Raw genomic sequence first — 13,175 nt, forward strand, 5'->3', positions numbered from 1 at the left:
GCTATCTTGTTGTGATTTGAGCGTTGACGCCAAAGCCTCTTGTGATTTCAACGTGGAAAGCGAGGCCTGTTGTGATTCCAACGTCGACGTTGACGCCGATGCTTCTTGTGACCTAAGTGTCGACAACGACTTTTCCACCGACAACGAAGCCGCACTCGCGCTGGCCTCCGCCACGGAAACCGACGCCGCGGCACTCGCTAACGAAGCCTTGCGGGCCGACAAGCTAGTGGTACTCAACGACTCATCGTTAGCCAAACTCAAGACTGAATTGGAGGCCTGTTGCTCGCTCACTACAGATAACGAAGTTAACGAAATTGATGCCACGGATTCCGCCAATGAAACACCACTCAAACTAGTTAAGACCGACGCATATTGGGACTGCGCCGTGCTCAAACTTGGCTTATCCTCGGCGAGGCTATCCAACGCCGCCGACTGTGCCTGATTGAGCGTACTCAGGGACGTCAAAAAGTGTTCGACCGCACTTAATGATTGGCTGACACTCGCCAAACTCCCCGCCGAAGCGACAACTTCCGAATTTACCGTTGACGCGCTGGCCGATTGTTGAGCCAGACTAGTCAGTGATTGAGAATTTGATTGTGACTGCCCCGCCAACTCGGCCGACCGACTATTAGCCGCGGAGACGCGTTGACTTGCCATTAACGATAACGATGCAATCTCCTGACTCTGTTTAAGACTCGCCGATTGAACCGCACCTGAATCTAACGAAACCGACCACTGACTCTGGTCCTGACTGATTCGTTGCGCCAAACTGGTTTCGGACGCGGAGACGCTAGCTTCTTCCCGGCTAGTTTCATTAACACTCTTCGCCAAATCGACGGCCGATTGCGATGCCGCCGAAATCACTTGATTAACCGAAGCGACACTAACTTCATTGGCGCTGACCGAGGCCACGCTGGCCGCCCACTGACTGTCGGCTAACGACTGCTGGTATTGAGACGTTGAGACGCTCGCCGCACTCGCACTGGTCTCGGCCGCCGTCACGGAAGCGACCGCGTTAGCCAAAGATGCTGCCCGGGTGGCTAAACTATTCGCCCCGGTGGACACTTCGGCGGCTAAGTTCTGAACCGACTGTGACGCTTGCTGTTCGCTGACCAACGATAGGGAGACCACGGATAACGAGGTGGCCGCGGCCGCCAAGGATTGCGCACTCAAACTCGCCAGCCCGGATTGATACGCGGACGTGGCGCTGGTCAGGCTGGCCGTTCGCAACTCGGACTGGCTCTGGAGACTGGCCAGCGACAGGGTCTGGGCCCCCGTTAGCGTTGTCGAGCTCAAGTTTAGGCTCTCGAGACTCGCCGAAGTTGCCGAAAATTCGTGAGTGACCGCCTGTGAGGTGTTTTCAAACACAGAAACGGACTTGAGTGCGGCCGAAGCCTCGCTGGTTAATTGGGTCGATTGTGACGCTAGACTGGCCGTCGAATCGGCGTAAACGGTCGACAACGACGTCTTTTGCGACGCTACCAGATTCGACAACCGCTCCGCCATAATCTCCGAAATAGACGCCGAATGCCCCGCCAGACTCTGGTCCACACTAACCGAAGCCACCGATTGCGGATCTAGGGACACGGACCATTGGCTTTGGTCTTGACTGATGCGTTGACTGAGGCTCGCTTCGGCCGTACTCAACGCAGCGGCTTGGTGTTTAGCCTGATTGAAACTAGTCTGAACACTGGCTAATTGAGCCGTCGCAACGGAATTGACCTGGTCAGCCGAGACCACCCGCGAGCTCAACGAGGCCGCACTGTCCGCCGCCAACAGGTCACTCATGCTGGCTTCGCTCGCTGAAATCATAGATAGTTGATTGGTGACTTGGCGTGAATCCCCGGATAGACTGGCTTCCAATGCGGAAACGGCGGATTCACGGCTGCCCTCCGATTGCGACCAAGCGCTAAGGCTAGCCACCGACTGAGACGTCAGTTGGGCCTGATAAGTCGCCATCAGGGATTCGGAAGCCGCTGAGATTGCGATCAACAAGTTAGCGTTCGCGATGGTGGCTGCTGAGAGTTTCCCCACCAGTTGCGACATCACAGAAAGCTGTGAATTCCCCGTGGCCGTGGTCGATTGCTCATCTTCCGTATTACTGCTGGTGGGGTCAGCTAAGGCACTCGCCGATGCGGATAGTTCGGCCGACACTTCTGCTAACTGGTTCTGCTCACTGACGGTCGACATTGACGTGGCACTAACACTCATGAGCGACATCGATAGGTCCTGATTGACTGAGTCGCTGGTGGAAGAATTGGCCGCACTTTGGACGGAAGCCACGGATTCCTGCTTCTCCCGCGTTGAGGCCGAGATAGCCGCGGAATCCTTCGCCAGTTGTGATTGCGACGCCGAAACGGAAGCCGATGTCGACTGTGAAATCTCCCGGGCCGACTGGCTCATTTGCGAGCGCTTTTGGTCCGTTGATTGTGAAACCGACGCATCGCTTAAGCTACTCTCCGCGGAAGACACCGCCGATTTTTGCTGGTCGGTCGCCGAAGCGTTGGCCTGGACACTCGCTTTCGCAGTCGAGATAGTCTGTAGCAGGCTTGACTGCTGAATGGCAGCCGTTGATGCCTTAGCGGTCGAGTAGGCCTGATACTCACTGGTATCGTCCGTCTGCCGCTGACTAACGCTCGCGGCCGTCTGGGCTCCCTTCGTGGCACTCGCTTGGTCGTCTATTGATCGTTGCGCCGTACTCCCCGAGGCGACCGACCCCTGTGAAATCGCGGTCGAGACCGACGCCGTTTCACTGGTGGTGGCTGTTGATTCCGACGTGGCCGGAATCGTCCCCTTGGTCTGCGTCGCCGCCACCTCATCAGCGTCGACCGTCCTCGCGACCCCCGCCGAGTTACTGTTGGCCGAGGCCGACATGGTCGTGGTCAGGCCCATCCCCAACAGGCCCCCGATTGCTGAAATCGCGGCGACCAACCATTTAGTCCCCGCCTTGTAAAGTTTAAAATGTGTTTTCTGGTTGCTCCGACGCAACTCAGACTGGCGTTTCGGCGTCAATCCCTTCATCCTCAACCACCCCTATCCAGATGTCCTAAAAAAACAGATTCTATTCACCTTTCAGTTTAGCACATAGTATGTCTATAAAATTATTTAAATAACGATTAATTTCCCATCAAAACAGTTTTTGCAAACACGAAAATAGGCACCCCCATTTACCAAAGGGTGTCTATTTTTAGGGTTGCGACTTAATCGCCTATTCCGTTGGTTTAGCGGCCTCCCGTTGCCGTTGGCGGGTCCAAATCTGGGTAATCAGGTCCGCCAGTGTAATCTGGGCCATCTGGGTCTCCGCCGCGTGCTGCACCTGCTGGTAGGCCTCGCGGAGGGTCTCTTGAATGTTGCCCCCCACGATGCACAACGGGTTGGTCTTGTCGTCGACGTGCAGGAGGTTGCCGTCATCCGTCACGGCCTGGTATACATCTAACAGGGTGATGTCCTTGGTCGCCCGGGTCAAACGTGGCTGGGCGGTTCCCTGTTGGGTGGTCAACAGGTCGGCACGACGCAGGGCTACCATCAACCGGCGGACTAATGCCGGGTTGGATTCCACGCTCGCCGCGATGGCCGTACTGGCCAGGCTTTGATCGTGATAGATGTCGATGTAGGCCAGGATGTGGACCGCATCGCTTAGTTTATGAGAATAACGCACCGTCACTCACTCCTTTAACGCGGCCGTCAAGAAATCGGGGAGACTCTGGGCCGGCCGTCCCATGATTTTGCGGTAGTCGTCGGTCACCGTGGCCAACAACCCCTGGGCACCCCCGGCGTACATGGACGCCAGCATGTGACCCTCGTTGCCCTGGTTATAGAGCGTGGCAAATTGGCTGAGGGTCACCGGCGCGTAACCGATGGCCTGACCGCTTACGGCACTGAGGACCCGGGCCAACGCCGGCATGGTGTATGACCGTTCCTGGGTCAGCGTGTAGGTGGTTTGGCGCCACAGTGCCGGGGTCACCGCGACCTTGGCGAACGCCGCGGCGCTTTCCTCCAGGCTAATGAAGCTCAGCGAGGCATCCCCCATGGGATAAATCACGTTGTGCCGTTCGATGAGTTCGGGCAGGTACGGCACCAGCGGATCGGCGTACAGCGCGTTACGCAGAATCGTGTACGACAGATTCGTTTGGGCCAAGCGCCGCGGCACGTAGCCGTAAAAGGCGGACAACGCAAACGGATTATCCGCTTGGTCGGCGATAAAGCCCATCACAATTAGATGGCCCACGTTAGCCCGTTCCACGGCCGTCAAGACGTGTTCGAACTCGGTCACCCGACTAAAGCTATCGTGGCTCTTGCTGGGGATGTAAATCGCCACGTCGGCATCCTGTAACACCGCCTGGACGGTGGCTGGTCGTTGGTAATCTAAGGCCTTGACCGTCATCCCCTGCGCGGCAAACTCGGCGGCCTTCGCCGGGGTGTGGACCCCCAGGACGACTTCTTGAGGATCTACTAACTTCACGAGGTGGCGGACCACCGTTTGGCCTAAATGGCCCGTTGCTCCCGTAATCACGTAACGCATCGGCAAAACTTCCCTTCGTTAATTCTTAATTGTTACTCGTATTGTTACATCATTTGGGAAATCTGTCAATTTTCTGGCCTGGTAATCGCCAATATAATCGACGTTTTTTAAGATTAACCATCGATTAGTGCAACTATGAGCATTTTTAATTTTCTTCTTAGACCCGCCTTAGCGCATTCTTAGGACGATATGGTTCAATGGAAGTGAATAAATAAGGGAGTGATTTCTATGGGTCAACAACTTGCAAATCAGGTCATGCTTATCACGGGAGCCGGGTCAACTATCGGGCGACAAACCGCCCAACTGCTCGCTCAAGCCGGCGCCAGAATCGTGGCCGCCGACCGACCGGGCTTGGCACTCACCAACACGGTCAGTGACTTGACGGCCGCCGGGTTCACCGCTATCGCGATCCCCACGCCAGCCAGTTCCACCCCAGCCGCCACGGCAGAAGCCTTGATCACCACCGCCACCCGGCATTTCGGTCGACTGGACGGCGTCATCACTCACGCGGGGACGATGAGCCAGTTGATTGCCCCAGAAACCTGCGGCGATAAGTTGTGGGATCAGGTCACCGCGACCACGACGGCGAACCTGACGGCCATCAGTCAAGCGGTCATGCCGTACTTCACTCAACAGCATCACGGTATCCTCGTCAACGTAGCCACGGTGGGCAAGCTGGCCGGTGCTCAGGCGGAAACGGCCTACGCGGCGGCTAAGCGCGCCACGACGACCCTGACCAAACGCCTGGCCGCACACGCCACTACTGGCATTCGCATCAACGCCATCACGCCGGGCAACATCCAGGCCGACATCGTTGAACCCTTACGCGTTCGGCAAGCCCAAATCGCCGGGGGCTTAAAGGTCATCACCCGCACCAGCGACGAAATCGCGCAAACCGCCCGTTTCTTAGCTTCGGCACAGGCCGACGACGTCAACGGCGTCATCGTGTCCGTGGACCGGGGCTGGACGTTCTAAAACTCAATCATTAACCACTAGTGGGACCCGAGCCTTAACTTCACTCGCGTCCCACTTTTTATTTCTATGACGTTAGCCGGTATTTCGCCTACAGGTCCACGCCGCCATCGACCGCCAGGACTTGGCCCGTTACGTAGGCGTTTTGCATCAGGTACAGGTAGGCCGACGCCACCTCACCGACCGTGGCGACCCGCTGGAGCGGTACCCCCGCGCTAAACGCCGTTTCCTGTTCCTTTTCCTGTTGGGCGTTTAGGTTGCGCCACAAGCCCGTCGGCGTCCAGGTCGGTGCGACCGCGTTGACCCGGTAAGTCGGGGCCATTTCCACGGCCAGTCCCGCTACCAGGGTATTGATAGCCTGGTTACCCACGATAGCGCCCGACGCATCATAGGGGTGACCACCTGCCCCGGACGTCAAAGTCAGGCTCCCGTGGTCGTTTAAATGCGTCGCAACCACCTGGGCCAACTGCAGGTTGGTGAAGAACTTGTCCTCAATGGCCTGGCGAATGGCGGCGACCGAATTGTCCAAAAAACCGCCACCCATGGCACCCCCTAAGAACGATAGGACGTGGTCAAAGGCCGGTTGGGCCGCAAAGAAGTCGCGCAACGCCTGGGGGTCCTGCGCGTTCAACGCCGTGCCCTGAACCGCGGGACCGGCCGCGGCCAACCGCGTCAAAGCTGCCTGAACTCGCTCGGGTCGGTGCCCGATCAGGTGGACCTGCGCCCCGGCCGCCAACGCCTGCTGCGCGACCTCGAAACCGAAGCCGGAAGTTCCCCCGACGATCAAAACGCGTTGCTGTGAAAGTGTCATAAAAATTGCCTCCTAGTTATGATTAACGCCTATTTTAGACTAAAAACGGCCTTCCAACTAAGGAAAGTCGTTCTTTTCTAAAGCGCTTTCATTTCGAGTTTACCACAGGCCGATCACTTTCATCCATAAACTCCCGATGCCACCCCAAACCACGAGGTAGAACAGGCCCAAGACGAAGTCCATCCGCCACCAGTCGCGCTGGGTCACGTACCCCGGGCCGAACATGATCGATGACGGCCCGTTGGCATAGTGGGTGGTCGAACTGAAGATGGCGCCGTCAAAGCCTAAGAGCAAGGCAGCCAACATCGGCGGCGCCCCGGCGGAAATGGCGACCCCCAGGAAGGCCCCGTACATCGCCGACACGTGCGCCGTGGCCCCCGCGAACAGGTAGTGCGCGTAGAAGTAGACTAGCAACAAGACCAATAACACGATACTCCAATGAACGCCGTGCAGGCTGTGACCGATACTTTGCGATAGCCAGGGAATAAAGCCCAGACTATTGAGTTTGCCGGCCATCAAAATCAGAATCGAGAACCACAACAGCGTGTTCCAGGCCCCAGTCTCGTGGAGGATGTCCTGGAGCGACAAGACCCCGGTGAACAGCAACAACGATACGGCCAGAAAGGCGACCAGCGTGGCGTCCAACCCGATAAAGCTCGAGAGCATCCACAGGACTAACGCCAAGAGGAAGATGGCCCCCATCAGCTTCTCGGGCAACGACAATTTACCCATCTTGGCCAGCTCACCGTCGGCCCAAGCCCGTGCATTGGGCGTATCCTTGACCTCCGGCGGGTACATCTTGTAAATCAGGTACGGCACGCAGACCAGACAAATCAGGCCCGGCACACTACCGGCCAAGAACCACCCCATCCAGGTAATCTGCACGTGCATCGACTTGGCCAACGCCACGGCAATCAGGTTGGGCGCCATCGCGGTCATGAACAGCCCACTGGTGGCGATGTTGCCGTGAAAGGCCGAGTAGATCAGAAACGACCCGACCTTGCGTTCCGTGCCATCCTTGGGCGTCGACCCGTACGCACCGGCCAGCGATTCGATGATGGGGAAGACGATACCCCCCGCCCGCGCGGTGTTACTGGGCGTCGCCGGGGACGTGACCAGGTCCACGCCAATCAACGAATAGGCCAGGCCCAGCGTTTTCTTCCCAAAAAGGCGCACGAAGATTAGAGCGACCCGCCGCCCCAATCCCGTGTTGACGAAGCCGCGCGACAGGAAGTAGGCCATGGCAATCATCCAGACCGTGCTGTCGCCGAAGCCGTCGATTGCATCGTCGACCGGAATCACGCCCAGCAATGCCGCCAGTGTCAACATGATGATGGCGACGCCCCCGATGGGTAACGGTTGGGTGATACAGCCAATAATCGTGGCGACGAAGATGGCCAGCATGTGCCAGGCAATCAGGGAGAGTCCGACCGGCCGTAACGGTGCCGTGAACCAGATCAAGAGGCCAATCACCACCGGCCAAAGCATCTTTTTGTAATGAACCCGATGTAACGTCATCTGCAAAACCTCCGTTTAAGTTGTGACTCAGTGAACAAGTTAGTCCAGCAAAAAGCACCTCAGCGCAGAACCCCAATTGGCCCTGGTCTGAGGTGCTCTTTCGTGGGTGCCATCCGGGCTGGCCCTTGGGACTGGGGTGTGGGGCACCTCATCGCCGGTTCGCGTTGGCGACGTTTCCGTCCCCGTCAAGCGGCTAGTTTTCCGGATAGCACGTTACTTGATAAATTTAACTTGGGCGTCGATCTTCTTGATCTCGGCTTCCTTGCGTTTGTTAAATTCAATCTTGTTCTTTTCAAACAGATTGTCACCGTTGGTATCGATGGAAACAATCAGTGGTCCAAAGTCCTTCACTTGGCAAGACCATAGGGTTTCGGGCATCCCCAGGTCTTTCCACTGCGCGTCCACGATCTTCTCGACGTGCAGGGCCGCGTAGACCGCGTTGCCAGCCGGGTAGACCAGGTGTAAGGCCTTGTACTTCTTGCAGGCCGCCTGGGTACCGGGCCCCATGCCGCCCTTACCGATGATCAACTTGACGTTGGTCTCCTTGACGAAGTCCTCTTCGAATTTCTCCATCCGCATACTGGTCGTCGGCCCGACCGCGACCATTTCGTAGGTGCCGTCGTCGTTGGCCTTGATGATTGGCCCGGCGTGCAGGATGGCCTTCCGGGAAACGTCGATTGGCAACGGCCGGTGTTCTTCGACCAACCGCCGGTGCGCCACGTCACGACAGGTGGTCATCGACCCGTTCAGATAAACAATGTCCCCGATGCGAATGTCCTTGATATCCTCATCGGCGATCGGTGTGGTTAAATGCCAGGTTTTCATTAGAGTTCAACCCCCTCGTTCAGTGGTAAATCGTAGTTCAAATCGCTATCGAAGTTGATTTTGCCGCGCCGGTGAGACCAGCAACCGGTCGAGACGCCGACCCCGATGGCGGATGGGTGCCGGGCCGTGTTGATCACGTTGACACCCATCACGGAAGCCTTCCCGCCAAAGCCTTGCGGGCCTAAGCCGATATGGTTGATGCCGTCTTCTAACAGGTGTTCGAGCTTGGCAGCGTTCTTGTTCGGGCTGACACTGTCCACGCGCCGCATCAAGGCCAGCTTCGAGTTCAAGGCCGCCGTTTCCGCGGAGGTCCCCACGCCGACGCCGACCAACAATGGTGGGCAGGCGTTGATGCCGTAGCTGGTCATCCGGTCCATCACGAACCGAACGACCCCTTCGTACCCTTCACCAGGCATCAGAACTTTGGCTTCGCCGGGTAACGTACAGCCCCCGCCGGCCATGTAGACGTACATTTCGATGTCGGCGCTGTCGTCAACGATCTGCATGAAGACGGACGGAATCCCGTCCCCGATGTTCATGCCGGTGTTGAATTCGTCGAAGGTCTGGACCGCGTTATGCCGTAACGGTGCTTGCTTGGTGGCCCGGTAAACCGCGTCCTTCAAGATGGCGTTGAGTTCGCTCAAGAGCGGGAATTTAGCCCCACATTTGATGAAGAACTGTAAGGCCCCCGTGTCTTGGCAACTTGGCCGCTTCAACTTCCCCGCCAACATCTGATTTTCCATCATGGTGTCGTAGATTAGGCGTTGTAACGGATCGACTTCGATTTTAGATAATTCGACTAATTTTTTGGTGACGTCATCGGGCAAGCGGTGACTCACAACGGTGATGTAATCGGCCAAGATGTCGCGCATCTTCTGGCCCTTGGGTGATAGCACCGGTTCGGTGTAATCATATGTCATGGTATCCATAAGTTTCGCCCTCCTTATTTACAAGTCCTAGCTTACCCGGAAACCGCTGCCAAAACTAACCGTTAAGTACGGTCCTGGTTCGGTGACCGGTGCCCCGCTAAAATCACAAGAATCGTCCAGTTGATTTTTGGGCATAAAAAAAGGGACCCGACTTAGCCAGCTAAAATGCTGGTAAATCAAGGTTCCTTAAGTTAACCGTTAACCAGTTACCCGCAAATGACCGGTGACGCCATCACAAAAATCGGGTAACTGAATTCTAATGATTGAGCACACTTTTTAATTGGTCGACCTTCGCCTTTAAGTCCTGATAGTCGCGCTCGTGTAACCGGTAAACACAAGACTCACACGGGCTGACCAGGTTGCCACGTTGGGCGGTCGCCACCTGCGTCAACCGGTCGTGCACCTCTCGCGACTGGGCGGGCGTCAACGCCCGTTTGAAGTGGTCGTTTTGACCCCGTACCGTAGGCGACAACTGTTGCCGGTAGGTCGAGGGCGTCTGGCCAAAGTGCTTCTTGAACATCAGGTTGAACGACTTGATCTCCTTGAACCCGTTGGCCAGCGCGATGTCCCCGATTTTATCGGTGGTCTCGCTGAGGTCCAACACGGCGTGCTGTAAGCGGCAGCGTACCAGGTACTCGTAGAAGTTGATGCCCAATTCTTCCTTAAAAATCCGCGACAAATACGACGGTGAATAGTTGCCAATCTGCGCGGCAGTTTCCAGCGTCACGTCCTGAGCGTAGGCGTTGTTCAAATACGTCATCACGTTTTCGATCGACCCCTGCCGGCGTTGGGGCAGGTGCCGGGTCGGTGCCGCGGCGTTAAAGAAGCCCCGCCACAAAAGGGCCGTGACTTGGTAGATTAACGCGTTACGTTCAAACGCACTGGTCGTCTGTTGGGGCGCCAAGGCCAATTGGGCCAAGGCTTGGCGCAACGGCGCATAGTTCACGTTGAGTTTTAAAGCGGCGCTGTTCAGTTCGAACTGGCCGTGGCTCAGATCGAGGCCCTGGCGGGTGAAGAACGCCGGGTCGAGGTGGAGCCGCAGCGCAATGCAGTTGCTAGCCAACGCAAAGGTGGCGTGGCCGCAATTCGAATTGATGGCCAGTAGGTCGTTTTGGTGCAGGACGTGCCGGGTCCCATCGACGTTGACCTCGACATCCCCCGCCAACAACCAGAATATTTCGATTTGGTGGTGCCAATTGTAATGATAGCTCCCGACCGTGTACACCAACAGGTCGTAGTCCACCTGGACGTGATCCAGGTACTGTTCGTGCGGGGCCAGAGGGGCTGGGGCTAGGTTTTCCATTTCAGTCACTTCTTTGGTCTTCTCTCCATGTCGTGGCTTCATTCTACCATAAATTCATGACGGGTCACGGTACCAAAAAAGGCGACGAACATCGTGCTCGTCGCCTTTCATGATGCTTTCGGGCTAAACCGCTTAGTTTTGACGCTTCCGCCGAACTAACCAGCCACCTAACAGGCTACCCGCTAAGGACAACCCGAGTAGTTGGGCCCAGCTACTGTGGGCTTCACCGGTTTGTGGTAACCCGGTGCCCACGCCGGTACTCCGGCCCATGGCAACCAAGAGTTGTTGTTCAACGGCCTCCAATTGAGCGACCAACGTGGTGTCGTGTGCCGCCTTAGCTTCGGCAATGGCCGTTTCCAGCTTTTCCAACGTGACTTCCCGTTGGGCTTCGGTGGTATCGGCCGCAATCTCTTCTTCAAACTCTTCCACGATCTCATCGTCTTGGTGATGGTGCGCGTACGAGTTTTCTTCCTCAACGTCGGGTTCTTCGGTTACCGGCGTTTCGGGTTCGGGAGATTCTGGTTCTGGAGATTCCGTTCCGGGCGTCTCCGGTTCTGGTGTCTCTGGTTCTGGAGATTCTGGTTCGGGTTCTGGCTCCGGTTCTGGTGTTTCCGGTTCGGGATTTTCAGGTTCTGGTTCCGGCTCTGGTTCGGGCGTTTCCGGTTCTGGGGCTTCTGGTTCGGGTTCTGGCTCCGGTTCCGGCGTTTCGGGTTCAGGTTCTGGTTCGGGCTCTGGTTTAGGATTCTTGTTATCTTGCAGGTCCCACCGGTGAGTTTCGGCATTTACAATCACTTTATCGGCGATGATGTTCCCGTCAATATTAGATTTAGCGATTATTGTAGCAGATGGGGCTAACATGCTCCCCTGGAACCGCCGTTCCACGTGAATGGTCCCGGTGTACTGTTGGTCGGTAGCCGAACGGTCGACAAAGTTCCAGAGTAAATGGTTATCCCCGAAGTCTTCGGTTTCGTGATTATTCCGGTCGGTCCCGTCACTATAGATGACCTTAATCTCTGAATTGATAGTGTAGTCGGGATCACTCCCCGTATCCACGTTAATGATCACGGTGTTCCCGTCGGCGTCTGGCGATAAACCCTTAATGGTCAGTGGCGTATTGCCTTGAAGTACTTCCGGCGATAAGTTAAGCACGATACGCCCGTTTTCGTCCGGTGTCATATCCGTAACGTCGATGACCCGGTTGTTCTGATCATCGAAGTCCGCCGCCGTGTAGTCCCGCACGCTGTCGGCCGCCGCAAAGTTCACATTCTTATTCCGAAGCTTTTCGAATTCCTTATCGAAGTCTATGTAGGTCTGGCCGTTCTGGTCCTGGTACACTTCGGAAGCAACCAAATGATCTATATCGATACCGTTAACTTTTGGTCGATTAGGGTTACTTACATCAACGGTAATGCCCTCACCAAAAATCACTTTATTTTCCCGCGTGTCCCCCGCAGAAACAAAGGAACTGTTGGCAATTTTCGTAATATTTTGAATGTAAGAAATATCCTTATCTAGTAGTTCTTCAATGATGTTGGTCCCAAAGTTAACGTTCCCTGTCAGATTCTGTACGGCTACGTTCCCGTTAGTATGGGCGTTCAATTCCGCATCCCGAGCAAAGATGTGAAAGGCCGATGAGATCCCTAACAAATTATCATCTTCAAGCGTTGGGTAGTCGTCATAAACGCTGCCTCCGGATGGAACGGTCGACTTAGCCGCACGGGAGACGTTTTGGGCAGTTTGCGCAAACTGTTTTGCTTGTTGGTTTGACTGGTTTGGTTGCGTTGAATTCGAGTTCGCATCCGTCTTTTGGTCGGGCTGGGATGCCTGATTCTGCTGCGACTGCGACGAATCCGTTACAGCTGACGAATCGGTTGTATCGGTTAGCTTAGTCGATTCGACAACCGCGTTCGTATTAGCATTGTCTTTACCATTTTCGGTGTCGCCTGACGTCGTCATTTTAGTCGCTCCCGACGTTTGGGTCGTGGTGCCCTCAGTGGTGTCCGACTTTGCGCCGTCATTAGCGGTCGATGACGTAGACGTATTTTGGCTGGAAGTCGACGAGTTACTCCCCATGGCGACCTGTGACGTTGCGGATTGGTCACTAGAATTGTTGGCCTGACTGTCCGCGTGAGCCACCGTTGTGCCGCCACCTAAGGCCAACACCACGGCACAAGCGAAGACCCACTTGCGACCATCTTTATACATCTTAAAATGCGTTCGTTTAGTTTCCATACTAAGCTATCCCTACCTTCCTCAAGTTAATCCTCCTCCATTTTGGGCCTAGTTTCGGCAACA

10 protein-coding genes are annotated in these 13,175 nt (G+C 56.0%); 1 reads left to right on the top strand and 9 read right to left on the bottom strand.

The features are described from left to right. From FD38_RS09805 to FD38_RS09815, 3 genes are all read right to left on the bottom strand, one after another. On the bottom strand, nt 1-3,021 hold a 3,021-nt coding region (locus tag FD38_RS09805; RefSeq protein WP_170218392.1), incomplete at its 3' end, for a KxYKxGKxW signal peptide domain-containing protein. Nucleotides 3,022-3,208: 187 nt separating this feature from the next. Continuing rightward, nucleotides 3,209-3,658: an Rrf2 family transcriptional regulator gene (locus FD38_RS09810; RefSeq protein WP_057733734.1), complete on the bottom strand. Its 450-nt coding sequence runs from the start codon at nt 3,656-3,658 to the stop codon at nt 3,209-3,211. A gap of 6 nt (nt 3,659-3,664) precedes the next feature. Further along, on the bottom strand, nt 3,665-4,522 hold the full coding sequence (locus tag FD38_RS09815) for an SDR family oxidoreductase (protein ID WP_057733736.1): 858 nt from the start codon (nt 4,520-4,522) through the stop codon (nt 3,665-3,667). A gap of 228 nt (nt 4,523-4,750) precedes the next feature. On the opposite strand from FD38_RS09815, the gene FD38_RS09820 reads away from it, so the two are divergent. After that, on the top strand, nt 4,751-5,497 hold the full coding sequence (locus FD38_RS09820) for an SDR family NAD(P)-dependent oxidoreductase (RefSeq protein WP_057733738.1): 747 nt from the start codon (nt 4,751-4,753) through the stop codon (nt 5,495-5,497). 88 nt (nt 5,498-5,585) lie between these two features. On the opposite strand, the gene FD38_RS09825 is transcribed toward FD38_RS09820, so the two are convergent. The 6 genes from FD38_RS09825 to FD38_RS09850 form a co-directional block, all read right to left on the bottom strand. After that, complete coding sequence (locus FD38_RS09825) at nt 5,586-6,305, bottom strand: SDR family oxidoreductase (protein ID WP_057733740.1); 720 nt, start codon at nt 6,303-6,305, stop codon at nt 5,586-5,588. A gap of 99 nt (nt 6,306-6,404) precedes the next feature. Next, nucleotides 6,405-7,823: an anion permease gene (locus FD38_RS09830; protein ID WP_057733742.1), complete on the bottom strand. Its 1,419-nt coding sequence runs from the start codon at nt 7,821-7,823 to the stop codon at nt 6,405-6,407. A 213-nt stretch (nt 7,824-8,036) separates the two neighbouring features. Further along, the gene (gene ttdB / locus FD38_RS09835; RefSeq protein ID WP_057733744.1) at nt 8,037-8,648 is read right to left on the bottom strand and encodes a L(+)-tartrate dehydratase subunit beta; all 612 of its coding nucleotides are present in this window, start codon (nt 8,646-8,648) and stop codon (nt 8,037-8,039) included. Next, nucleotides 8,648-9,577, bottom strand: a complete 930-nt coding sequence (gene ttdA / locus FD38_RS09840; RefSeq protein WP_057733746.1) for a L(+)-tartrate dehydratase subunit alpha — start codon at nt 9,575-9,577, stop codon at nt 8,648-8,650. Before ttdA ends, ttdB begins: the two co-directional genes overlap by 1 nt. 256 nt (nt 9,578-9,833) lie before the next feature. Continuing rightward, nucleotides 9,834-10,880, bottom strand: coding sequence for a helix-turn-helix transcriptional regulator (locus FD38_RS09845; RefSeq protein ID WP_057733748.1), 1,047 nt, complete (start codon nt 10,878-10,880; stop codon nt 9,834-9,836). 132 nt (nt 10,881-11,012) lie between these two features. Continuing rightward, a complete protein-coding gene (locus tag FD38_RS09850) occupies nt 11,013-13,112 on the bottom strand; it encodes a collagen-binding domain-containing protein (protein ID WP_057733750.1) in 2,100 nt (699 codons plus the stop codon). Nucleotides 13,113-13,175 lie beyond the last annotated feature (63 nt).

The organism is Levilactobacillus zymae DSM 19395, assembly GCF_001434115.1.
GTDB classification, from domain to species: domain Bacteria; phylum Bacillota; class Bacilli; order Lactobacillales; family Lactobacillaceae; genus Levilactobacillus; species Levilactobacillus zymae.

Coding starts and splice junctions, on each gene's coding strand:
- FD38_RS09815 (WP_057733736.1), bottom strand. CDS start 4,522: ATGCGTTACGTGATTACGGGAGCAACGGGCCATTTAGGCCAAACGGTG.
- FD38_RS09820 (WP_057733738.1), top strand. CDS start 4,751: ATGGGTCAACAACTTGCAAATCAGGTCATGCTTATCACGGGAGCCGGG.
- FD38_RS09825 (WP_057733740.1), bottom strand. CDS start 6,305: ATGACACTTTCACAGCAACGCGTTTTGATCGTCGGGGGAACTTCCGGC.
- FD38_RS09830 (WP_057733742.1), bottom strand. CDS start 7,823: ATGACGTTACATCGGGTTCATTACAAAAAGATGCTTTGGCCGGTGGTG.
- ttdB (WP_057733744.1), bottom strand. CDS start 8,648: ATGAAAACCTGGCATTTAACCACACCGATCGCCGATGAGGATATCAAG.
- ttdA (WP_057733746.1), bottom strand. CDS start 9,577: ATGGATACCATGACATATGATTACACCGAACCGGTGCTATCACCCAAG.
- FD38_RS09845 (WP_057733748.1), bottom strand. CDS start 10,880: ATGGAAAACCTAGCCCCAGCCCCTCTGGCCCCGCACGAACAGTACCTG.
- FD38_RS09850 (WP_057733750.1), bottom strand. CDS start 13,112: ATGGAAACTAAACGAACGCATTTTAAGATGTATAAAGATGGTCGCAAG.